The 21,847-nt window shown below is 64.5% G+C and carries 18 protein-coding genes and 1 pseudogene; 4 read left to right on the top strand and 15 right to left on the bottom strand.

Translation table 11 applies throughout. From position 1 onward, the window contains the following. Positions 1-56: 56 nt before the first annotated feature. The 8 genes from dhaL to oiaX form a co-directional block, all read right to left on the bottom strand. On the bottom strand, positions 57-695 hold the full coding sequence (gene dhaL, locus AC0L2K_RS06200; protein ID WP_091599884.1) for a dihydroxyacetone kinase subunit DhaL: 639 nt from the start codon (positions 693-695) through the stop codon (positions 57-59). 12 nt (positions 696-707) lie between these two features. Further along, the gene (locus AC0L2K_RS06195; RefSeq protein WP_473530875.1) at positions 708-1,715 is read right to left on the bottom strand and encodes a dihydroxyacetone kinase subunit DhaK; all 1,008 of its coding nucleotides are present in this window, start codon (positions 1,713-1,715) and stop codon (positions 708-710) included. Between the two features lie 173 nt (positions 1,716-1,888). Next, positions 1,889-4,174: a xanthine dehydrogenase family protein molybdopterin-binding subunit gene (locus AC0L2K_RS06190; protein WP_473530976.1), complete on the bottom strand. Its 2,286-nt coding sequence runs from the start codon at positions 4,172-4,174 to the stop codon at positions 1,889-1,891. Between the two features lie 9 nt (positions 4,175-4,183). Further along, positions 4,184-5,170 (bottom strand): FAD binding domain-containing protein, encoded by a 987-nt coding sequence (locus AC0L2K_RS06185; RefSeq protein ID WP_473530874.1) that lies wholly within the window; start codon positions 5,168-5,170, stop codon positions 4,184-4,186. A 3-nt stretch (positions 5,171-5,173) separates the two neighbouring features. Then, the gene (locus tag AC0L2K_RS06180) at positions 5,174-5,833 is read right to left on the bottom strand and encodes a 2Fe-2S iron-sulfur cluster-binding protein (RefSeq protein WP_473530873.1); all 660 of its coding nucleotides are present in this window, start codon (positions 5,831-5,833) and stop codon (positions 5,174-5,176) included. 90 nt (positions 5,834-5,923) lie between these two features. Beyond that, positions 5,924-6,643, bottom strand: a complete 720-nt coding sequence (locus AC0L2K_RS06175; protein ID WP_473530872.1) for a helix-turn-helix domain-containing protein — start codon at positions 6,641-6,643, stop codon at positions 5,924-5,926. Positions 6,644-6,964: 321 nt separating this feature from the next. Next, positions 6,965-8,296, bottom strand: a complete 1,332-nt coding sequence (locus AC0L2K_RS06170; RefSeq protein ID WP_473530871.1) for a four-carbon acid sugar kinase family protein — start codon at positions 8,294-8,296, stop codon at positions 6,965-6,967. Between the two features lie 4 nt (positions 8,297-8,300). Further along, positions 8,301-9,551, bottom strand: a complete 1,251-nt coding sequence (gene oiaX / locus AC0L2K_RS06165) for a 3-oxo-isoapionate-4-phosphate decarboxylase OiaX (protein ID WP_128245511.1) — start codon at positions 9,549-9,551, stop codon at positions 8,301-8,303. A gap of 140 nt (positions 9,552-9,691) precedes the next feature. Between oiaX and AC0L2K_RS06160 the strand changes: the two genes are divergently transcribed. Further along, positions 9,692-10,402, top strand: coding sequence for a transcriptional regulator NanR (locus AC0L2K_RS06160; RefSeq protein WP_473530870.1), 711 nt, complete (start codon positions 9,692-9,694; stop codon positions 10,400-10,402). Between the two features lie 18 nt (positions 10,403-10,420). Here AC0L2K_RS06160 and apnL read toward each other — a convergent pair whose 3' ends face one another. The 6 genes from apnL to AC0L2K_RS06130 all read right to left on the bottom strand — a co-directional run bounded on the left by apnL (position 10,421) and on the right by AC0L2K_RS06130 (position 17,613). Then, entirely contained in the window at positions 10,421-12,259 is a 1,839-nt protein-coding gene (gene apnL / locus AC0L2K_RS06155; protein WP_473530869.1) for a D-apionate lactonase, read from the bottom strand. After that, the gene (locus AC0L2K_RS06150) at positions 12,256-13,290 is read right to left on the bottom strand and encodes a Gfo/Idh/MocA family protein (protein WP_473530868.1); all 1,035 of its coding nucleotides are present in this window, start codon (positions 13,288-13,290) and stop codon (positions 12,256-12,258) included. The genes apnL and AC0L2K_RS06150 overlap by 4 nt, the downstream gene beginning before the upstream one ends. A 3-nt stretch (positions 13,291-13,293) precedes the next feature. After that, positions 13,294-14,358, bottom strand: coding sequence for an ABC transporter permease (locus tag AC0L2K_RS06145; RefSeq protein WP_473530867.1), 1,065 nt, complete (start codon positions 14,356-14,358; stop codon positions 13,294-13,296). Then, positions 14,351-15,907 carry a sugar ABC transporter ATP-binding protein gene (locus AC0L2K_RS06140; protein WP_473530866.1) on the bottom strand — a complete coding sequence of 519 codons (1,557 nt, stop codon included), beginning with the start codon at positions 15,905-15,907 and terminating at the stop codon, positions 14,351-14,353. The genes AC0L2K_RS06145 and AC0L2K_RS06140 overlap by 8 nt, the downstream gene beginning before the upstream one ends. Then, the gene (locus AC0L2K_RS06135; RefSeq protein WP_473530865.1) at positions 15,904-16,578 is read right to left on the bottom strand and encodes a DUF2291 family protein; all 675 of its coding nucleotides are present in this window, start codon (positions 16,576-16,578) and stop codon (positions 15,904-15,906) included. The genes AC0L2K_RS06140 and AC0L2K_RS06135 overlap by 4 nt, the downstream gene beginning before the upstream one ends. Positions 16,579-16,671: 93 nt before the next feature. Then, positions 16,672-17,613: a D-ribose ABC transporter substrate-binding protein gene (locus tag AC0L2K_RS06130; RefSeq protein ID WP_031255363.1), complete on the bottom strand. Its 942-nt coding sequence runs from the start codon at positions 17,611-17,613 to the stop codon at positions 16,672-16,674. Positions 17,614-18,180: 567 nt separating this feature from the next. On the opposite strand from AC0L2K_RS06130, the pseudogene AC0L2K_RS06125 reads away from it, so the two are divergent. The 3 genes and pseudogenes from AC0L2K_RS06125 to AC0L2K_RS06115 all read left to right on the top strand — a co-directional run. After that, positions 18,181-18,549, top strand: a pseudogene (locus AC0L2K_RS06125) (polysaccharide biosynthesis/export family protein); the annotation flags it as partial. Between the two features lie 414 nt (positions 18,550-18,963). After that, positions 18,964-19,974 carry a hypothetical protein gene (locus AC0L2K_RS06120; RefSeq protein WP_473530982.1) on the top strand — a complete coding sequence of 337 codons (1,011 nt, stop codon included), beginning with the start codon at positions 18,964-18,966 and terminating at the stop codon, positions 19,972-19,974. Between the two features lie 62 nt (positions 19,975-20,036). Beyond that, complete coding sequence (locus AC0L2K_RS06115) at positions 20,037-20,795, top strand: hypothetical protein (protein ID WP_473530864.1); 759 nt, start codon at positions 20,037-20,039, stop codon at positions 20,793-20,795. A gap of 163 nt (positions 20,796-20,958) precedes the next feature. Here AC0L2K_RS06115 and AC0L2K_RS06110 read toward each other — a convergent pair whose 3' ends face one another. Continuing rightward, the gene (locus AC0L2K_RS06110) at positions 20,959-21,786 is read right to left on the bottom strand and encodes a phosphogluconate dehydrogenase C-terminal domain-containing protein (RefSeq protein WP_128171941.1); all 828 of its coding nucleotides are present in this window, start codon (positions 21,784-21,786) and stop codon (positions 20,959-20,961) included. Positions 21,787-21,847: the final 61 nt, after the last annotated feature.

The following is a 21,847-nucleotide window of genomic DNA, read 5'->3' as shown; positions in this document are numbered from 1 at the left end:
GGGATAACGACATGTATAAAACAGGAGCTTAAGCGCGTCGCATTGATGCGATGCGCTTAAGCCAGGCTTTTTCGCATCGCGCCGATAACGGTGACCGCCGACGCCGCGCCGGGGTCGATGTGTCCAAGCGACCGCTCGCCGAGCCGCGACGAGCGGCCCTTCGCGGCGATCATATCCTTGGTCGCCTCGGCGCCCCGTTCGGCTGCTTCGAGGGCGGCTGCCAGGCTTTCGGACAGGGTCTTGCCGGCGGCATGGGCAGCGGCCGCGGCTTGCGCCGCCGGCAGCCAGGCGTCGACCATCGTCTTCTCGCCGATCTCCGCCTTGCCGCGATCCTGGATGCCTTGCGCCATCGCCTGGAACAGGGCGACGACATCGGCGCCCGCCAAGGTCGCCTTGCCCTTGACGGCAGCCGCACCACGCATGAAGGCCGTCGCGTAGAGCGGGCCCGACGAGGCGCCGACGGCGTTGAGGAACGACTTCGCCGCAGTGTTGAGGAGAACAGTCGGCTCGGTTGCCGTGAGCTCCAGCGGCGCCAGCGCATCGCGCACCGCCCCAAAGCCGAGCGCCATGGCGATGCCATGATCGGCGTCGCCGATGACCCCGTCGAGCTGACAGAGCCTGTCCTTGTCGGCTTCGATCGCCACCGCGATCGCATCGAACATTCTTTTCAGATCGGCTGCATCGATGGATGTCATGGATGCACCCTTTCAGCCGGCGCGGAACATGGCGCAGTCGCAAGGATGGTCGAGCATCGTCTGCAATTCGGCGTCGAGATGCATCAGCGTCACCGAGGCGCCGGCCATTTCGAGCGAGGTGCAATAATTGCCGACCCAGGTCGCGTGAACTGATACGCCGATGTCATCGAGCCGCTGTTTGACGCGCCGGTTCATGATGTAGAGCTCCATCAGCGGCGTCGAGCCGAGCGAATTGACGAGCACGGCGACCTTGTCGCCGCGTGCCGGCGCCATCTCGTCGAGGATCTTGTCCAGCATCTCGTCGGTGATCTCGTCGGCGGTTTTCAACTTTCCGCGGGCGATGCCCGGCTCGCCATGGATGCCCATGCCGATCTCCATCTCATCCGGTCCGATCTCAAAATTCGGCCGGCGGGTCTGCGGCAGCGAACAGGGCGACAGCGCCACGCCCATGGTGAAGGTGTGATCATTGGCCTTCCTGGCGATACGCTCGCATTCGTCGAATGACAGCATCCGCTCGCAGGCGGCACCAGCGGCCTTGAAGATGAAGAAATTGCCGGCGACACCACGGCGCTTTTGCCTCTGGTCGCGCGGCGCCGATGCCACGTCGTCGGTGGTCAGCACGGTGCGCACTTCGATGTCATCCATCGCCGCCATCTCTGCGGCCATGTCGAAGTTCATCACGTCGCCGGCATAGTTGCCATACATGAACAGCACGCCGGCGCCGCCGCTGGCCGCCTTGGCGCATTCAAGGATCGGGTCCGGCGGCGGCGAGGCAAAGACATTGCCGATCGCCGCCGCGTCGGCCAGCCCCTTGCCGACGAAACCGAGGAAGGTCGGCTCGTGGCCGGAGCCGCCGCCGATGACGAGGCCGACCTTGCCCTGGCGAGGTCCATCGCGGGCGATGATCGAGCGTGGGCTGCCCTCCATGCTTTTGAGATGGCGGGGATGCGCGGCCAGAATGCCTTCCAGCATCTCGTCGACAGTGCGGTTGCCGTCGTTGATGATCTTCTTGGTCTGCACCGGCAGCCTCCCGATTTCGGTAATTTCGCAGATAGTACAGCGTGTTACCGGAATTTCCACCCGGGGAGGGAGATTTCACGCGGCAATATGTTCCGGCGCGGCCAGTACCTGCACGCAGGGATTGGCAGCCGCTTTGTCCTTGAGCTTGAAATGCCCGAACAAGACTTGCCGCGTCAAATGGCGATCACCGGCAAGGCAGGCAGCAGCTTGTCCAGGGTGATGGGAAAGTCACGCACCCGCACGCCGGTCGCGTTGTAGATGGCGTTGGCAACAGCTGCGCCCGCACCGCAGACGCCGAGTTCGCCGATCCCCTTCGCGCCGAATGGATTGGCCTTGTCGTCATGTTCCTCGAGGAAGACGACCTCCATCTCGGGGACGTCGCCGTTGATCGGGACGTGATACTCGGCAAGATCGTGATTGACGAATTGGCCGTAGCGCCGGTCGAGCACCGTCTGCTCCATCAGCGCCGCACCGATTCCCCAGGTCATGCCGCCGATGATTTGCGAGCGCGCGGTCTTGGGGTTGAGGATACGGCCAGCGCCCATCACCGCCAGCATCCGGCGCATGCGGATCTCACCGGTATCGCAATCGACAGCGACCTCGGCGAAATGCGCGCCATAGGAATGCTGCGAGTAAGCCTCGTATGACGGGGTGGCTGCGCCGGCGGCTACGGAACCCTCGGCCTCGAACCCGTCGGGAGCGATCCGCCGGACGAGGTCGGCCAGGCTTGCCGAACGCTGGCCGAGCCTGACCTCGCCGTCGGCAAAGCTCGCTTCGGTGGCGCCAGCGCCGCGCAACGGCGAGGCTTCGCTCGACCGCGCCGCCTCCAATATCCGTTCCCTAAGGGCGTTGCAGGCGTTGTGCAGCGCCGACCCTGCACTTGCCGCGCCCCAGGACCCGCCGGAGCCGGCGGTACGCGGGAAACGGCTGTCGCCAAGCTCCACTTTGACGGACGAGATCGGCACGCCGAGGCTGTCCGCGGCGATCTGGGTCAGGATCGTATAGGTGCCGGTCCCGATATCGGTCATGTCGAGCCGCGCCGTCACCCGACCGTCGCGGTCGATCGCAACCCGCGCCGTCGCCGCGCCGATGTAGTTCGGACGGATCGCCGCCGCCATGCCGTAGCCGATGAGCATGCGGCCCTCTCGGGCGCGGCCCGGCGTCGGGTTTCTTTGCTGCCAACCGAAACGGCGGGCGCCTTCCTCCATGCAGGCGACGAGGTTGCGGGTGGAGAACGGCACGCCGCGCTCGGGATCCTGGGCCGGTTCATTGCGGATCCTGAGTTCGATCGGGTCCAGTCCGAGCCGCTCGGCGAGTTCATCCATGGCGCATTCGAAGGCCAGCATGCCGGGGGCTTCGCCGGGCGAGCGCATCCATTCGCCGCGGTTGATATCCAGCGGGACCAGGCGATGGCGGGTGACACGGTTCGGCGCCGCATAGAGCGAGCGGGCAAAAACTGCCGTTTGCTCGCAGTACTCCTCGAAGCTGGACGTTGCCGACCAGACGTCGTGCGCGATCCCGGTGAGCCGCCCGTCGATGTCCGTGCTGAGACGCACCTGTTGGATCATCTCTGCGCGATGACCGGCATTGGCGAACATCTGTTGTCGCGTCAGCGCGATCTTGACGGGACGCTGCAGGACCTGCGCTGCAAGCGCGGCCAGGATCGTATCGGCATGGGCAATCAGCTTGGAGCCGAAGCCGCCGCCGATGAACGGGCTGATGATGCGCACGCGCTCGGGCGGGATGCGAAGCGTGCTGGCGACCCCCGCCCGGAAATTCGCCAGGGTTTGCGCCGATGTATGGATCGTCAGCTCGTTGCCTGACCAGGCGGCGAGCGTCGCATGGGGCTCCATCGGATTGTGATGTTCGAAGGGCGTCCGGTAAGTGGCATCGACCTTGACCGGAGCCGCGGCAAAGGCGCTCTCGAAGTCGCCGATGACGCTGTCGGTCTCGAAGCCGGCATTGGTCCGCTTTGGTGCGTAGGCGTCGGCCACATGTCCCGGCAGATCGTAGAGGCCCGGCTCCTCGTCGTAGCGCACTTTGATGAGGCCGGCGGCAGCGCGTGCCGCCTCGAACGTCTCCGCAACGACCAGCGCGACGGGCTCGTCGTAATAGCGCACCCGCTCGCTGTTGAGTGCGGGCCGGGCGCGGGTGAAGACCTCCGGCACCGTCGGCGTGATTGCCGGGCCGAAATCCGGCTGGGCCGGCGCATTCCGGTGCGTCATGACGAGCAGCACTGCCGGCGCCCGTTCGGCTTCGGCCGTGTCGATCTCGGCAATGCGCCCCTTGGCGACGGCAGCGCCGAGAATATAGCCAAAGGCTGTACCCTCCAGCGTATTCTCGTAGGCGTAGGTGGCATCGCCTCTCACCTTGAGCGGACCATCGATGCGATCGAATGGACGCCCGATGACGCCGCTGCGTGTTTCGCGAGAACGGTTCGAGGTCTTCGTCTCTGTCATCATGTCACCTCATGCACTCTCGGCGGCAGCAGCGAGCGTGTGCCGCATCGTCCGTTTCGCCAGCGGGATCTTGAAATCATTGCCGCCATATCCGACGGCTCCGGCGAGCGCGGCTTCGGCCGCGTCGGTAAAGGCGCCGTCGGACGCCACCGCTCCAGCGAGGGTGCGCTCTGCCTCCGTCGCGCGCCAGGGCTTGGCGGCCACGCCGCCCATGGCGATCCGAGCTCTTTGGATACGATCGCCGCTTTTCTCGACGATTGCCGCCACCGATACCAGCGCGAAGGCGTAGGAGGCACGGTCGCGCACCTTCCGGTAAACCTGCCGGCCGGGCGGTGGCGGCGGCAGGTTGACCGCGGCGATCATCTCGCCGTGGCCGAGCACGGTCTCGACATGCGGCGTCGCCTCGGGCAATCGATGGAGATCGCCGATCGGCATCGTGCGGGTCTCGCCACCGGGCGATATGGTCTCGATCCTGGCGTCGAGCCCGGCCATGGCGACCGCCATGTCGGAGGGATGGACCGCGATACAGGCTTCGCTGGCGCCGAGCACGGCGTGCATGCGATTGAAGCCCTGCAGCGCCGCGCAGCCCGAACCTTGCTCGCGCTTGTTGCAAGGCATGCTGCGGTCGTAGAAATAGGGGCAGCGCGTGCGCTGCAGGAGATTGCCACTGGTCGAGGCCTTGTTGCGTATCTGGCCGGATGCTCCCGCCAGCAGCGCTTGCGTGAGCATCGGATAGCGCGATCTCACCCGCGGATCGGCGGCAAGATCGCTGTTGCGGACCTGGGCGCCGACCCGAAGCCCGCCCGCCGCCGTCTCCTCGATCCGATCGAGCGGCAGCCGGCTGATGTCGACGAGATGCGCTGGGCGCTCGATCTCGAGCTTCATCAGGTCGAGCAGGTTGGTGCCGCCGCTGATGAACTTGGCGTCCGGCCGCGCCGCGACCGCGGCGGCTGCCTGCTCGGCACTTGCCGCACGTTCATAAGTGAAGGACTGCATTGCTCACGCCCCCTCTGCCGCGTCGCGGATTGCAGCGACAATGTTCGGATAAGCGGCACAACGGCAGATGTTGCCGCTCATCCGCTCGCGGATCTCGCCATCGGTGAGGGCGACGGAAACCGCTGCCAGGTCGGCGCTCGCATGGCTCGGCCAGCCGGCCCTGGCCTCGCCCAGCATAGCGACCGCCGAGCAGATCTGGCCCGGCGTGCAGTAGCCGCACTGAAAGCCGTCGCGGGCAACGAAGGCGGCCTGCACCGGATGCAGCCGGTCGCCCTCGGCCAGGCCCTCGACCGTGGTGATCTCGTCGCCTTCATGCATTGCCGCAAGCGTCAGGCAGGAATTGATCCGGCGCCCATCGACCAGCACCGTGCATGCGCCGCACTGGCCGTGGTCGCAGCCCTTCTTCGAGCCGGTGAGGCCGAGATGGTTGCGCAGCGCGTCGAGCAGCGTCGTCCGCGGGTCGAGTTCGACGGCAAAATCCTTCGCGTTGATCCGCAGCGACATCGGCATGGTCGGCGCCGGCGTCGGCGATGCGGCCGCCGCAACGGCGCCGGCCGGCTCCGCGTATACCGGTATACCGGTAGCCAGCAGCACGCCGGTCGCCACCCCGCCCTCCAGAACCGTTCGACGAGTCGGCCCGCTCCTTGTGTCTGTTTTGGCCATGCATGATCTCCCAGTCGCAGTTCTGTCACTCATCGACCTTGGAGGTGGGAAGGCGCGCGGCGGCTTTCTTTCAAGAAACCGGCGGCAATATCAGGATTCCGGAGAAGAATTCACCCGATAGGCCCGAGGCGTCATGCCCCTGAGACGCCGGAAGGTCGTGGTGAAGTGGCTCTGGCTTGAAAAGCCGAGCCGAAAGGCAATGCTGCCGATCGACAAACCCGTTTCGCGCAGCAGTATCTCGGCTCGCCGCACGCGTTCCTCGATCACATAGGCATAGGGTGCAAGCCCGGTCGTCGCCTTGAATCGGCGTGCAAAACTGTCGACGGCCATGCCCGCGACGGCTGCCAACTCGCTTAGCGAAACGTCGGCATTCATATGGGCATCGATGTAAGCCTGAACTCGACCAAGCGCGCGACGGCTGAGACAGCCGTGACGCACTGACGGGTGTTGCTCCCGGTTCAGGGTGGCCACGCGGAGGCTGACCAAGGCGACCAGATGCTCGATATAGGCGGTGTCCGGCTTGTGGCCGAGTGCCATCTCGTCGCGAAGCGAACTCAGCAGCGTGGCGATCACCACGTCTTTCCTGTTCACCAGGATCGGCAGGTCTCTCAGGCGTTCGCAGCCGGGAAGCCTGATATCGGGATCGATCCACAGGGCTGAGTAGGAGAGGTCTACATCGCGATAGAACCCGTGCCGCTCGGCGCCTGCGGGGACGAAGGTGAGGGCTCCGGGACGGTCCATTCCGTCGTACAGCGATTTTGCCTCGTGCCGGATAGAGGTATGGGAAGTTCCGCCTTCTTCGGTCAGCACGATCAGATGATGAGGGGCTGTCCAGCGCAGTTCCGCCTCGCGGCACGCCCACCGCCGGTTGTCGAAAACGATCGAAGAGCTGGCCCATGACGCGGTTTGCAGGGGCTCCGACTTCTCCTCCTGGCTCCGAACCCGTCCGTCACCAAGCAATGGTCTGAATGACATCGCGGCATCCCGCTGGTTCATTCGCGGAGCCGTGATCCAGCCCCGCTTGAGCGTTTACGCCGCCCCGCCGCTGCGCGTACGGCGCCTTATGTGGGGCAGCTATCGTGTGTTGGTAACCGCGCCGTGTTCAAGAAGTCGTGAGATCAGGCAATCCTGTCAGCCGCCGAGCCCATCGCGGATGGCGCAGAAATAGTCGTCGCTTCCGACTTGCCCGCCCTTGAGCGCAATCTCCAGTCCGTGGATCGCCTTGACGCGCGAGTGGGCGACGCAAAGCGGCGAGCCCGGCGAGGCGGGCAGCGGCATCCTGACCGTCAGCGCATCGACGCCCATCTGGCCGAGCGCATGGCTCGACGTATCGCCGCCGGCAATGACCACGCGCTGCAATTTCTGTTCGATCGTCAGCTCGCGAAGAAGTTCGCCGAGGCCGCGGCCAAGCTTGTGGCGGGCGCCTTCCTGCCGATCGATTTCGGCGCCCCGGTCGGCTGCGGGACCGAGGGCGGTGTAGAGGACGACGCTGCGACCGGCTTCGAGGCTGGCACGCCCGCTTGCTGCCGCGCGCGCAATCGCATCGCTGGAGGCCTCGGAAACCAGTTCGACAGGGTCCACCGCGACGCCGTCGAAACCGTCCGTCAAAGCATGCCGGATCTGTCGTTCCGTCGTCGGCGAGCAGCTGCCCGAGACCACTGCGATCCGGTAAGCCGCACCCGGCGGCGAAAAGCTGGGCTCGGCACGGACGGTCCGGTTGGCGGCCCATTCGGCCAGCAGCGCATATTCGATGCCCGAAGAGCCGACGACGAATGCGCCCGGCCGGCGAACGCGCCATATCTCCTTGCCGGCAAGCGCCTGACTTTCCAGGCTGGCGACATCCAAAAGCACGATGTTGGTGGCATCGGCGAGCAAGCGATCGAATGCTTCCGAGCGCGATGCCGACTGCAGCGTCGCCAAGTCGACCAGCCCCGAGGTAAGGTCCGTCTGGCGCGACAGATGGATCAGCAGGTCGGATTCATCCATTGGCGTGGTCGGGTGTCGGCTCATCACCGGGTGGCGGTCGATACGGAAATATTGTTCGCGGTAGGCAGCAAACAGATGGCCGAAGGCGGTGTAGCGCTTGAGCTGCGGCGCGCCGACCACCAGCGGCACGCTGTCCTGGCTAAAAACCGAGCGGCCGATCTCGATAGCCCGTCCGATGCTGCCGATCGCCGGGCTGGAATCGAAGGTCGAGCAGATCTTGTAGTGGCAGATCTCGGCGTTCAGGGTCTTCAGCCAGGCGAAGGCGCGGTTGAGGTGCATGTCCATCCACTGCGGCGTCTCGCTTCGGCTGGTGCCGGCCAGGCCGATGGCACGGCAATGCCTGAACTGCGAAAGCATGGCCCCGTCCGGCTGGCGCATGAACAGCACGGTCGGCACACCGCCGAGCTCCAGCGCCTCCATGACATCGGTCGAGCCGGTGAGATCGTCGCCATAATAGCTCAGAAGCAGGCTTTGCATGGCGTCAGGCCGCTTTGCCGTCGCCGAATTTCTCGATCGACCGCGCCAGTTCCGGGTGGCTCAGGGCGAAGTCCGCCAACGGTATGCCATCGACCGCCGCCTGCCAGGCTTGCTGCACGGCGCGTACGCCGGCGCCCGGTCCGTCAGGATGGCTGACGATGCCGCCGCCGCAGAGATAGAGAAGATCGACCGTTCGGCCGGTTCGCCGGTAGGTTTCGGGGGCTTGTCCACCCCATTGGCCGGAGCCGGCGACCGGCAGCGCGCAATCCTCCGGCGAAAAGATCGGCGTGGTCACCGCCTCGAAGGAACTGATGAAGGACCAGTCCGGCTCCCAATATTTCGAGGCGATGCCGTTGATCTGGAACTGGTCGACGCCGAGCAGCCGCCAGAACTGCTGCCAGACCTTGAAGTCCATGCCCAGACCGGGGTGGCGGGTGAGGATGTCCCAGCCGTTGCGGTGGGCATGGAGCACCAGGCTGGAGCGCTTTCTCAGGTAAGCCATGCCGCCGAAGCCGACGGAATTGATGCTGACCACGGCGCAATTGCCGCCAGCCTTCGCCACCAGATCATGGTTGCGCATCACCTCGTCCGGGTCGGCGTGCGAGATGCCAAAGGCATACATCACCTTTTTGCCGGTCTTCTGCTCATGGTCGAGGACGAGCGGCATGATCGCTTTCACCCGTTCCGATAGCGGCGAATAGGCCGGGCTCATCAGCTTCTCGTCGTCCTTGATGAAATCGACGCCGGCGTCGATCAGCTCACCGACCATTTCCGCCGTCTCGTGCGGGCGCAGCCCAAGCGCCGGCTTGACGATCGTTCCGATGATCGGGCGATCCCTGACGCCGGTCAGCCGGCGGGTGCCGGCGACACCGAATTGCGGACCCGGATGCGCACCCCGGTATTCCTCCGGCAGCTTCATATCGACGACGCGAATGCCGGACAGGCCCTTGATCGAAAAGGCGCCGCCAATGGCGATGGTCATCAATGCTGAAAGATCGGTGCCGATGGCATCAAGCGGAAATGCGATGTCGACATCCGCCCGCTTGAAGGGCCCGTCGCCGGCTTCGGGAAGGGACGGGCGATCGGCGTCCGGCAGAGGCCGTATCGCCAATACGCGTGCCGCCACCCGGGCCTTGAGCTCCTCGGTCTCGCCGGCCAGCGCGACGAAGGTTCCGGTCGACTGGTCGCTGGCGATCTTGGCCGCCAGCGCCTCGATGCTGCCTGGGGTTTCGATGCGATAGGTGAGGGTGATCATAGTCCGAAAAAAGTTCCCTGATCTTCGAAATCTGGTATAATGAGTACCTAAGTATTGCAAGCGATATCCTGCTCGGCCGAGCATTCCGAGATTCGTGATGACGATGCTAAACAGAACCGTCAAGGGAGTGATTCGCGACGATGAACCGTTCGGAGCCGATCGTCCGGCGCAAACTTTCCGACGAAGTGTTTTTGCGACTGAAGCGCTTGATCACCAGCGGCGAATTGCAGCCGGGCGACGACATGCCGTCGGAGCGCGAGTTGATGGAGCGCTTCGCGGTCGGCAGGCCGGCGATCCGCGAGGCGATGCAGGCGTTGAGCAATATGGGCCTTGTCGCGATCTCGCATGGCGAGCGGGCGAAGGTGCTTCAGCTGACCGCCAAGTCGATCATCAAGCAGGTCGACGGCGCCGCTAAGATCATCCTGTCGTCATCGAAGGACACGCTGGAGCACCTCAAGAGCGCCCGCATCTTCTTCGAGCGCGGCATGGTTAGGGAAGCCGCCGAAAAGGCCACCGCCGAGGACGTGCAGCGGTTGCGGGCAACCGTTGCCGAACAGTGGAGCTTTCGCGGCGATTCCGAAGCCTTCATATCCGCCGATATGAAGTTTCATACCCAGATCGCGGCCATATCCGGCAACCCGATCTACGTCGCGGTCAGCGAAGCGATGCTTGGCTGGCTGAAGGAATATCACACCGAGATGCTGATCTGGACCGGCAAGGAAAATTTTACGCTGACCGAGCACGAAGAGATCATCGGCCGCATCGAGCAGAAGGACGCGGACGGCGCCGAGAAGGCGATGATCAAGCACCTCGAGCGTTCACGCGCGCTCTATGTGATGAATTCCGGGTGATGAACTCCGGCAGCTGATTCACCCGATCCGGGTGATCGCGTAAGGCGTCATCACAAGGCGGCGTTGTTCGAACCCGGAAATCTCAACCGTCACTTCGCTCGCCGTCAGGTTCGCCAGCCACATGACGGTCTGGCCCGCGGCAGAACGGCCGGCCAGCGTGAGCAGCCGCGTCTCATCGCTCGTCCTCGCCGCCACGTGCCTGAAGCCGGCCAGTTCGCAAAGCCCCTGCACGGCCTGGAAGATCGGCCGGGGTTCACCTTCGCCGACGGGTTCCCCGGATTCCGCCAGCACGCCGAACGGTCCAGTGAAGCTGGACAGCGTGAGCATCTCCAGTCCGGCCGGCGCGACCCGCGCGGCATAGCCGATCGTCCATGCTGCCGCGAACAGGCCGGCATGGCGCGGATCCCGGTCGGCCATGGCCATGCGCTGATTGTGCGGGTTGGCCTTGGTCGCGCCGCCATAGGGGTTCTGCCGCATGGCGATGGTCGACGGGCCGATCCGGTAGGGTTTTGCCCCAAAGATCGCTCGCGCCGATCGGGTGATGAACGGCAGCGCCTCCAGCGACTGCATGACGCTGAGATCGTCGGCGGCGTGCACGATCGGGCAGGTGCAGTGGCTGACGAAATCGAGCAGATCGGCGGGAACGAGCTTGCGGTTGAGTTCGGTGAAATAGCTGAACATGCCGCCGCCGAGGCGGATGTCGGGAAAGGCGCGGCGCGCCGCGGCATAGACATCTTCAAGCGGCGGACATTCAGGCCATGCGCTGCCCGGCGGCGTCGACTGCCGGTCGACCGAAGGCGAGACGGCAATAGCCGAGAGTTTCAGCCCGGCCTGACGCACCATGCCGGCGACGCCTGAGAGCTCGGCATCGAGATCGCCAACGCAGGAAACGACGCATTCGAGCGTGGTCTCGGCCCGGTAGTCTGCGGCAAGCCGGGCAAAGGACTGCAAGGCGTCGAGGCCATGGCCCCGCGTTGGATCGTAATGGAACATCAGCTGCTGCGGGCCGAGCGCGGACAGTGTCGGCAGGTTTGCCAGCGCCGTCTCGACCTCGTCCGGATAGATGATCACGCCGATATCCGGCAGCAGCGGTCCGGTTTCGCCGAGTTCGACTCGGACCGGCTCGGCGGTTGCTGCGGCAGCCGGCACCCTGCCGCCGCCGGTCACACGCAGCCTGATCGTCTGGCGCACAGTCTGGCCGGCGGGCAGCATGTAGGGCCAAGGCAGCGCCAGCGGCCGGACGTAGGTCTTGTAGGACGCGTCCGACCAATTGCGCTGGTCCTCCATCTCGAACGCATCGCCTTCCATCCGGCATTCCGCGGTGACGCGGGGCCGGACCTCATGCGTGATCGCCCGCAGATCCTTGAAAGGCTGCCAGGGGTCGATCAGCTCAGGAAGTTTCGTTGCGACGACGCTGCCGTCGGTGTGCTCGACAGTGACCGGGCTGCCGGCCAGGCCGGCGATTGGATGCAGGATGCAGAAGCCGCAGCGATTGGTCTCGAAAGCGTTTTCGGGAAGCGCGCTCACGTCGAAAACCAGCTGGCCGTCGGCGGAACCTTTGATCGTCGCGCGAAAGTTGAGCCGGCTTCCTCCCGGCCCGACACAGCTTGCCGAATAGCTGACGAAGAAAGTGTCGGCATCTTGGTCGATAGTCAGGTCCGCAAGCGTCGGCTCGTAAGTGCCCCAGTCGCGATCCCTGACGATATAGGCTATGGCGCGCAGCACTTCGATGCCGCCATGGCGGATGGTGCGCAGATTGCCGTTGACGAAGTCGGCGCTGAGTGCGCCGGCGCGCAGCCTGACCGGCTCGGCCTGGACAGCGCGCGTGCCATAGAGGAGGAAGGCGTCGGCGGTCATCTCAGCAGCGTGTCGATCTGCACCGGCTCACGGCTCGCAGCACTCGCATAGGCGGCCTCGACCAGCGCCAAGGTCTTGAGATTGTCGGCGCCCGAGGTTGCCGGCTCGGCTTTGCTCGCCAAGCAGGCGACCCAGTGCTTTTGGATGGCGACGACGCTTTCCTGGATGTTGTGCCACGGCCGCGATGCCCAGGGCAGCAGCGGCGGCGAGACGTCGCTGACCGCCGTTCCGTTCCTGCCGGTGACGGTGAGCCGGTAATCCTGCTCGAGCCGGATCGTGCCGTCGCTGCCGTCGATCTCGACCAGCGTCTGCGGAAACGGCTCGGTCGCGAGCTTGGTCGCATAGCTGCAGTCGACCACGGACGTTGCGCCGCTCTTGTGGTCCATCAGCATGGTCGCGACGTCCTCGCCGGCAATGTTGGGGTTGATGCGAGCGGTTCGGGTCGTGATCGTCGAAACGTCGCCCAGCAGGAAGCGGGCTATGTCGAGACTGTGGATGCCGAGGTCTTCGATGATGAAGCGCTTTCCCGTCGCCAGATAGGGCTGCCCGGAAAACACGTCATAGGCCGAGCGGAACGAGATCCGGCCGAAGAAGGGCGTGCCGATGTCGCCGCTGTCGAGAACGGCGCGCACCGCCTGGATCGGCGACTGCCAGCGAAAATTTTCATGCACCATCAACGCCACGCCGGCATCGCTGCATGCCTTCACCATGGCCTTGGCGTCGGCAAGCGTCGGCGCAAACGGTTTTTGGCAGATCGCCGGAACGCGGTTTTGTGCCGCCATCTCGACAAGCGAACGATGGCTCGGCGCGGTGGTGGCGATATCGACGAAATCCAGGCTTTCGCCCGCAAACAGTGCCGCCGCGTCTGTGTAGCGTCGCTCAATGCCGAACTGGTCGCCGACCACCTTGAGCCGTTCCGGGTCGCGGTCGCAGATGGCGACGATCGACGTGCTGTCGATGTCGCGCCAGGCATGCATCTGGTTGACGGCAAAGAAGCCGCAGCCGATCAGCGCTCCTCGCAGTTCCGCCACGGGTCAGCCCGCCTTTGCCATCTGCATCAGCGTCACCCGGCTCTGCAGCCGGCGCTGCGCCTGGTCGACGACGACGGCGACGATGATGACGAGGCCCTTGATCACCATCTGCCAGAACGAGCTCACCCCCATCATCACCAGCCCGTCGGAAAGGATGCCGATGACGAAGGCGCCGACGATGGTGCCGCCGATCGTGCCGCGGCCACCCGACATCGAGGTGCCGCCGAGCACCGCCGCGGCGATGGCGTTGAGCTCGAAGCTTTCGCCGGTCGCCGGATGCGAGGCCATCAGTTCGGAGGAGATGATCAGCCCGACGACCGCCGCGCAGAAGCCGGAGAACATGTAGACGAACATCTTCACCATATTGACCCTGACGCCCGAAATCCGCGCCGCCCGTTCGTTGCCGCCGACTGCGAAGATGTGGCGGCCGAGCGGGGTGTATTTGGCGAGATAGGCCGCCCCAACTGCTACGACGACAAGAATCCATATCGAGACCGGCAGACCGAGCAGCCGGCCGGCGCCGAGGAAGCCGAACCCGGTCGTGCCCAGATCGGGCTTGCCGACGAGGTTCGGAAAGGTGCGGCCATCCGACGACAGCAGCGCCAGGCCGCGCGCGACATAGAGCACGCCGAGCGTGGCGATGAACGGAGCGACATTCAGCCTGGTGATCAGCAATCCGTTGACGGCGCCGATCAATATGCCGATCGCCAGCGTGATCAGTGCGATCTCGAAGACGTTGAAATAGATCGTATAGCCGACCTGCAGGTCGATGCCGTTGAGCACGAGATAGCCGGCGACCATGCCGCACAGGCCGACAATCGAGCCGACCGAGAGGTCGATGCCGCCGGTGATGATGACGAAGGTCATGCCCATGGCGAGGAAGGCGTTCAGCGCGACGTGCTTTGACATCAGGATCAGGTTGGCGGCCGAAAGGAAATTCGGCGCCGCGATCGAGAAGAAGATCAGGACGGCGATCAGCGCAATGAACGTCCTCGCCTTCATCAGCGTCAGCAGCACGGAGCCGCTCGAGGCGGAGGCAACCGAAGCCTTGGCCGGGATGTCAGTCATGGGCGTGGCTCTCCATGTGCGGGACCGGCCCGTGGCCAAGCGCCGATGCGGCGACAAGTGCCGCCTCCGTCGCCTCGGCGCGATCGAACATGCCGGTCAGTTTTCCATTGCTCATCACCGCGATGCGGTCGGACAGCGCCATCACCTCGTCGAGATCGGAGGTGGCGAACAGAATGCCCAGCCCGTCGCGGGACAGTTTGCGCATGGTGCGAAAGACGTCGGCCTTGGCGCCGACATCGATACCGCGGCTTGGTTCGTCCATCAGCAGCACCTTCGGTCCGGTGAGCAGCGCCTTGCCGATCACCACCTTCTGCTGGTTGCCGCCCGACAGCGACGAGACCTCCTGTGCCGGATCGGTGACCTTGATCGCCAGTTCCCGCACCATCTGCGTCACCGCCTGGTTCTCCTTGGCGCCGCCGATATGGAACACGCGGACAAACCGCGACAGGCTGGCCAGCGTCAGATTGCTGGCGACCGAGAGGATCGACACCAGACCTTCGCGCTGGCGGTCCTCGGGGATCAGCGCCAGCCCGCGCCGGATGCGCCGCGTGGTGTCGCGTTCTCTGACCTTCTTGCCGGCTATGAAAATCGTTCCGGTGGCATGGCCGTGGCGCCCCATGATGCAGTCGAACAGCTCGCTGCGACCGGCGCCCATCAGGCCGTATATGCCGAGGATCTCGCCGGCACGCAGCGACAGCGAGACATGATCGACCGCAAGCCCGCCGGTCACGCGCGGCAGGCAGATGTCCTCGGCGCGGAAGATCTCATCGCCCGGAACATGGCCGTCGGCCTTGGCGAAGTCCTTGGCGTCGGAGCCGATCATCTGCCGCACGATCCACTGCGTGTCGACGTTTTTCATCCTCTCCTGGCCGGTGATGCGGCCGTCGCGCAGCACGGTGATGTAGTCGCCGATGCGGATCAGCTCCTCGAGCCGGTGCGAGATGTAGACGATCGCCACGCCGCGTGACTTGAGGTCGGCAATCACCTTGAACAGGATCTCGACTTCCGCCGCACTCAGCGCCGAGGTCGGCTCGTCCATGATCAGGATGCGCGCATCGAGCGAGACTGCCTTGGCGATCTCGACCAGCTGCTGCTGGCCGATGCGCAAATCCTCGACCAGCATGTCCGGCCGGATGCCGGCTTGCAGGCGCTCGAGAAATTCCGCCGCGCGGCGCTCCTGTTCCCGGCTGTCGATCTTGCGGAACCGGTTGGTTATCTCGCGGGTGGCGAAAATGTTTTCGGCGACCGTTAGATTGCCGAACAGGTTCAGCTCCTGGAACACCATGCCGATGCCGCGGTTCACCGCGTCGCCGGATGAGGAGAAGGAAACCGCTTCGCCCTCCAGGAGGATGCGGCCGAGCGTCGGCTGTTCGACGCCGGCGATGATCTTCATCAGCGTCGATTTGCCGGCGCCGTTTTCGCCGACCAGCACGTTGACCGCGCCCTTGCGCACTTCGAAATTCGCGCGCTTGACCGCGACTGTCCCCGAATAGACCTTGGAGACGTCTTCCAGCTTCAGGATGACATCATGATCGCCGGCGGCAGTCATGGCTTCGGCCCCACCTCTGCCTCCGCCGGGGTCACCAGCGGCAGGTCCTGGCCGCTGCCCATGACATAAGCGCCGACAACCCTGACGCTGCGGCCCTCCAGCGCTTCGCGCGGCAGCTTGGAGAGCACCGTCTTGTCGGCATGGATGTTGAACGCCTTGCCGAACTGGGCGAAGTCGATCTGATTGGTAAAATCGTTGAACTGGATGAAGTCGAGGCTGTCGCGCAGCGCGGTGCCACGCATCGCGGGTCCGATCTGCACCCGTCCATCCGCCTTGCCGTCACCGTCGGCATCGACATCCATGGTTGCCGCGCGTGATTGTGTGTTCGCCGCAACAATCTTGCCTTGGAGGCGAACCGCGAAGGTCCACGGCGAATTCGCCTGCTTCTTCGGATTGCCATACTTGGCGCCGGCAGCCGCAGGATCGGCTTTCGCCAGGGCATGAACCTCGGGAAACGATCCGGCCTTCTGCTGGAGATAGGGCAGCATTTTGGCAGCCCAGATATCGCCGACCATCTTGTCCGCATTGAAGGCCGATGCATTACCGCCATCTTCCGCGGACGGTGTCGGCAGGATCTTGCAGGCAGTCAGGCTGATGCCAAATATCACGGCAAGGGTCGGCCAAGCGAGGGTCGGCCAGGCAACGGTCGGCCAAGTCAGCTTTTTCAACATGTCGGCTTGTTCGGCATGGCGGTCAGGGCACCCGGGAAATGGAAGCAAGGGACGAGCCGGAAGCTCGTCCCTTGCGATTGATGTCACACCGGCTCAGTTGGTCAGCGCGAAGGTTTCCAGCTTGGCGGCATTGTCGCCATTGATCAGGACGCAGTCCATCAGCTGCTTTTCCTCGGCCGGAGACTTCTTGTTCTTGATGAAGTCGTTGGCCTGCTCGACCGCCATCTGCGCCTGCGCATAGGCCGGTTGCAGGACTGTGGCCTTGATGCCGCCAGAGGCGATCGAGTCGCGGACGTCATTCGATCCGTCGAAGCCGACGACGATGACGTCCTTGCGGCCGGCGGCGGCAAGGGCGGCATGGGCGCCCATCGCCATCGTATCGTTGCCGGAGATCACGCCCTTGATGTCCGGGTTGGCCTGGAGGATCGATTCCATCTTGGCATAGGCCTCGGTCTGGCTCCAGTTGGCCGATTGCTGCGCCACCATCTTCAGGTCCGGATAGTCGTCGATGACGTCGTGATAGCCCTTGGAGCGGATGCCGGCATTGGTGTCGGATTCCTTGCCGACCAGCTCGACGTAATTGCCTTTCTCGCCCATCAGCTTGACGAACTCCTGCGCGCCAAGCTGGGCGCCCTGGTAGTTGTTGGAGACGATTTGCGCGACGGCGACGCCGGTGGCGTTGATCTCGCGATCGATCAGGAACGACGGAACGCCCGCGTCCTTGGCCTTCTGCACGGCGGCGACCGAGGCGTCGGCGCCGGCATTGTCGAGGATGATGGCCTTGGCGCCGCGGCCGATCGCCGTGTCGATCAGCTCGGACTGCTTGTTGGCGTCGTCGTCATGGACTAGCACCAGCGTTTCATAGCCGAGTTCCTTGGCCTTGGCTTCCGCGCCGACGGCTTCGGCCTTGAAGAATGGGTTGTCGTGCGAGGGCGTGATGATGGCAATGAGATCCGCCGCATAGGCGGGTGCCGCGGTGCCCAGCGCCAGCATGCCGGCAAAAGCCGCAAATGTCATTCTGCGAGTGAGTTTCATGATTTCCTCCCATTTGAAAAAGCCTGTGCTTCCGCGGCCCAGGCTGAAATGCATTCCAGTTTGTCAGGCGGATCGCGTCCGGTGTCGCGGATCGGGTCATTTGCCGGCTCACCCGGGCGGATCATCCGGCTCGGTTCCGTCTTCAGCCTGCCCCTCCACCTGCCGCCTGCCGAATTTTCAGCCCGGCCTCGGCTGGCCAAAGCCAATCCAACAGCTAAGCCAACTGGTATAATGAGTCAACCACAAATTCAGATGATATGTATCTGATGAGCAGCAAGCGCCACCGGAGAGTCATCCAACCAAGAGCGATACTTCGTTCCCTACGATGCGCCTGCATCTGGCCAGGTCGGAGAACCACCACCTTAAGGAGTATGATACGCGGGTGAGGGCGCAATAATTTAAGTAAGGAGTAGACACTCCTAAGCCTTATTCGGTGCTCAGCGGGTACGCGCAGGCTTTGCTAGTGTCGCGTCGTGGTTGTGGAAGTTCTCCCTGCCCCAGCCTGCGCGCGGTTTTTCTAATGAAATCCGTTCGCGGCAAGGGTCGCGTTGCCGGTGAGGTTCAGCTATGACTTTTGTGCAGAGTTTCAGGCCGCCATCCTGCAGCCCCGCGCCAAGCTTTGCTGACCGACGGCATTCGGCTTCATTGCGTGGCATGCGCGGCAGGAGCTGCAGCGCCATGCTGTGCCTCATTTCGTTGTGTATCATCCTGCTGCTGGGATCTGCGGCACACGGTCGGCCGAAGGCTGACGACAGACTTGCTCCGCGAGACACGATCGAACTGCACGTTTGGCAGTGGACTGCCTTGCGCGACGGCGTTCTGGAAGCGTTGCAGCTCAACCATAGTTTCACCATCGACGCGACTGGCACGCTTGACCTTCCCTTGATCGGCAGCATTGCCGCCGCAGGTCTGCGTGAGGAGGAACTGGCAAAGCTGATTTCCGATCGCTTGCAAGCCAGGAGCGGCCGTCAGGAACGGGCTGACATAACCGTCAGACTGATACAAAGTTCGCCTTCGGACCTCACAGCTTCGGTGGAGGTCAAACAAGAAGCGCTCGAACCGCCGGCTGACGCAGCCAGCGACGGCTCTTCGGCCGTGGCTTCGCAACGCGCCAGTGTCGAGAACGGCCAGGCCGAGGCGCAACCGGGCGTGCACGGTTCCCACACATCTCGGCAGCCTGCTGCGGAGCAGCAGCAAACTCTGCAAGGGGCATTGCTGAATGAGCTAGCCGCCGCTCGCATGGAAATTGCGGCAGCGCGCGCGGAAGCACTTGCGGCTCGCCAGACTGCTCGCAACGATGCCGCGCGACACAATCAGAACCTTGCGACGGCGCGTCAACGGGCTGACGCCTTGGTGCGGGAACTCGATGCGATGCGGACTGACCGCGGTACGCTGGAACAAAAGCTCTTTGCGGCGCTAAGGGAAGTCGACGCGCTCAGGAAGAGCGTGCAGCCGGCTCGCGGTGACCCGGCTCGCGCTGACCATGACGGCCGCGATTTGGCGGCGGCGCGAGCCGAACTGGCCGTGATGCAGCGCGGCGCCCGCGATGCCAGTGCGCAGGCGCGTGCGGTAGCCGACATGATGGCTGAACAAGCACAGGCGCTAAAACAGCAGCGGCGATGGGCCGAAGAGCTCGCGCTCGATCTGGAAGTGGCGCAAAGCCAAGTGAAAGGCTTGAAGGCCAAAGCCACTCTCGCCGATCACGAGAAGGCCGCCATGCTTGAAGCGCGTCACTCCATGGCGGCCTCTGTGGCAGAGGCGCAGCGAGCGCTGGATGAGGAGCGGCACAAGGCTGAGCGCTTCGAACGCGAACTCACCGCGGCGCGCCAGACCATCGACGCGCTTGAGACAAGCGCGGATCTGGCTGCGGCTGCGCGCACCGACGCCATCAGGGAACGACAGGTGGCCGAGGCGGCTTTGAAGCGAGCTGGCGACGCACTCGAAGTGGAGCGCGAACGGGCAGATTCAGCTGCTCGTGATCGCGACAGCGCCCGGCGGGAACGCGACGCGGCAAGGCAGGAAGCGAGCCGCGTCTCGATGGAGCTGAGCGTGGCGTTGGAGCAGGAGCGCAACAAGGCCATCGGCCTGGCCCGCGAGCTCAGCGCCGCTCGAAAGGCGGTTGACGTTGAAAAGGCCCGGGAAGAGCGTCGCAGCGAGCGTATCAACCGCGTTCCGAAAGCGCGTGCCGTCGCAACTTCGCGTGCAGATGTGTCCGTGCGCTCGCGACCAGCCCGTCAATCGGGGTTGCGGGAAAACCACAAAGTGAAGGCCAAAAAACCATCGCGACCTGTTCTGGTGGCGACCATCGCGCTTCCCGACGCGTTGCTCCCGACGCGACCGCCGAAGCTCGGCGCTCCCTAGCGAGGGGTGATCGTGAAGGGCATTTCCGTGGGCCGAATCCATGCCGCAGGAGGAATATGGTGATGAACAAATACGTCGCAGCCGCATTGACCGTCGCGATCGCAATTTGCCCTGCCTCGGCTCTTGAGGCGGGGCTTGGCGGCAAACTTGGCGGTGTCGGGGTCGGTGCTGGCCTTAGCGCCGGCCCGAAAGGCGCCTCGGTGGCGGGCGGCTCGAGCGTCGACGGAGTAGGGGGAGCAAGCCTTGGCGGATCGCTCGGCGCGGGCAAGGGATCGCTCGGTGCCGGACTTGGCGTCAGCGGCAACCTCGGCGGCGCAAGCGGCGGCCTGTCGACAGGTGTCGGGGTGGGCGACCCTTCGTCCGCATCGGGCACCGCTCCAGGAGGTAAGCCAGGCAACCCGGCGCTGGGCGCTGGGCAAGCCGCGAGCAGCAATGCCGGCATCACGCCAGCCACCACCAAGGCCAAGGCTGCGAGTCAATTCGCCATCCTGCCACGCAAGCTCAGGCCTTCCGGAACTGGTCGCAACACGTCGGCGCGGATCACCTATGGCTATCCGTTTATGGCGCCACTGAAAGCCAACCCCGGTATCCCACCAGCTGTGGTGCGCGCCTGCCGCACGGCGATCGCGTCGGCCGCGACGCCGCTTGGCGCCGTGCTTGTTCACGCGGTAAGCGCGGGCCCGTTGCAGCAACGTCGGGGCGCGCTCACGGCGCCGATCGAGGTGCGCATACACTATGCAAGACAAGGCGGCGTCGAGGTTCGGCAGGCGCGAGTCGGCTGTCGCCTCGATGCGGCGGGCAGGGTCACCGCGGTGACATAGGAAGCGGCTTTACCTTCTCCCCCTGTGGGAGAAGGTGGCCTCGCGAAGCGAGGTCGGATGAGGGGTGTTCCAGCTTGGCAAAAACGGCATTCCGTCCAGCACCCTCAACCGTCTTGGCGCTGCGCGCCAATCCACCCCACAAGGGGAGAAGGAAAAGGTCACCTCAGGTGATGCGCTGGATGCTCGCTGCAATCTCTTCCGGCTCGAAGACCCGCTTCCAGTCTTCGCGCATCAGCACCGGCTTGCCGAACTCGATTGCCTTGTTGCAGGCGTCGGAGAACACACCCTTGGTCTCGCCGAAGATGACGGCGCCGAGCACATTCATGTGGCCAAGCAGGAAGTCGAGCGCGGCCTGCTGGTCGACTCCGCGCGCGACGACCTCGTCGACCGCTTCCTTCATGACGACCAGCAGCGAAGCGCAGACGGTCTCCGAAAGGCCCGGCTCGAGCAGCGCCATCTGGTCGACCGTGACGCGATGCGACCGCATCACTGGAGCCCAGATGATCTTGGCGATCGCTTCGCCCTTGGCGAAATCCTCCTCCGGTCCCTGCATCAGCGCGCTGACCATATGCTGCTTGGCCTTGACGCCGCCGAAATAGTCCTTCTTGGCCGCCATGTCGGTCTCGTCATTGAAGATCGGCGGATGGCAGGGATGGGTGACGAAATAGGTCAGGTCCGGCCGCTTCGGCAGATGGCCGGCGAAAGGCGCTGCGGCGTCGAGCACGACCACCATTGTGCCGGACGCAAGCTTGCCCTCGATGCTGGCAGCGACCTTGCCGATATGGGTGTCTGGAACCGCCAGGATCACCACCTCGGCACCGTTCAGGGCTTCATCGGCGCTGACCGCGTCGATGCCCAGCCCGGTCTTCAGCCGCTCGCGGCCGGCGTCGCTGACCTCGACATGGCGTAGGATGTAGGGAGAGCCGCGAAAATTGGTCGACAGGCGGTAACCCATTTTGCCGCCGGCACCAAACAGCGCAATCGTTGTCATCTAGCCGTACTCCTGATCTCCAACGATGGCCCTGCCGATCGTCACCTTAGTAACTGGTATA

This window comes from Mesorhizobium sp. WSM4817, from assembly GCF_055811135.1.
The sequence above is the reverse complement of the archived record's forward strand: the minus strand, read 5'-3'. Positions and strand labels throughout refer to the sequence as shown.

Excerpts from the sequence above, each read along its gene's own strand:
- dhaL (WP_091599884.1), bottom strand. The coding sequence starts at position 695 with ATGACATCCATCGATGCAGCCGATCTGAAAAGAATGTTCGATGCGATC.
- AC0L2K_RS06190 (WP_473530976.1), bottom strand. The coding sequence starts at position 4,174 with ATGACAGAGACGAAGACCTCGAACCGTTCTCGCGAAACACGCAGCGGC.
- AC0L2K_RS06185 (WP_473530874.1), bottom strand. The coding sequence starts at position 5,170 with ATGCAGTCCTTCACTTATGAACGTGCGGCAAGTGCCGAGCAGGCAGCC.
- AC0L2K_RS06180 (WP_473530873.1), bottom strand. The coding sequence starts at position 5,833 with ATGGCCAAAACAGACACAAGGAGCGGGCCGACTCGTCGAACGGTTCTG.
- AC0L2K_RS06170 (WP_473530871.1), bottom strand. The coding sequence starts at position 8,296 with ATGCAAAGCCTGCTTCTGAGCTATTATGGCGACGATCTCACCGGCTCG.
- oiaX (WP_128245511.1), bottom strand. The coding sequence starts at position 9,551 with ATGATCACCCTCACCTATCGCATCGAAACCCCAGGCAGCATCGAGGCG.
- AC0L2K_RS06160 (WP_473530870.1), top strand. The coding sequence starts at position 9,692 with ATGAACCGTTCGGAGCCGATCGTCCGGCGCAAACTTTCCGACGAAGTG.
- apnL (WP_473530869.1), bottom strand. The coding sequence starts at position 12,259 with ATGACCGCCGACGCCTTCCTCCTCTATGGCACGCGCGCTGTCCAGGCC.
- AC0L2K_RS06145 (WP_473530867.1), bottom strand. The coding sequence starts at position 14,358 with ATGACTGACATCCCGGCCAAGGCTTCGGTTGCCTCCGCCTCGAGCGGC.
- AC0L2K_RS06140 (WP_473530866.1), bottom strand. The coding sequence starts at position 15,907 with ATGACTGCCGCCGGCGATCATGATGTCATCCTGAAGCTGGAAGACGTC.
- AC0L2K_RS06135 (WP_473530865.1), bottom strand. The coding sequence starts at position 16,578 with ATGTTGAAAAAGCTGACTTGGCCGACCGTTGCCTGGCCGACCCTCGCT.
- AC0L2K_RS06130 (WP_031255363.1), bottom strand. The coding sequence starts at position 17,613 with ATGAAACTCACTCGCAGAATGACATTTGCGGCTTTTGCCGGCATGCTG.
- AC0L2K_RS06115 (WP_473530864.1), top strand. The coding sequence starts at position 20,037 with ATGAACAAATACGTCGCAGCCGCATTGACCGTCGCGATCGCAATTTGC.
- AC0L2K_RS06110 (WP_128171941.1), bottom strand. The coding sequence starts at position 21,786 with ATGACAACGATTGCGCTGTTTGGTGCCGGCGGCAAAATGGGTTACCGC.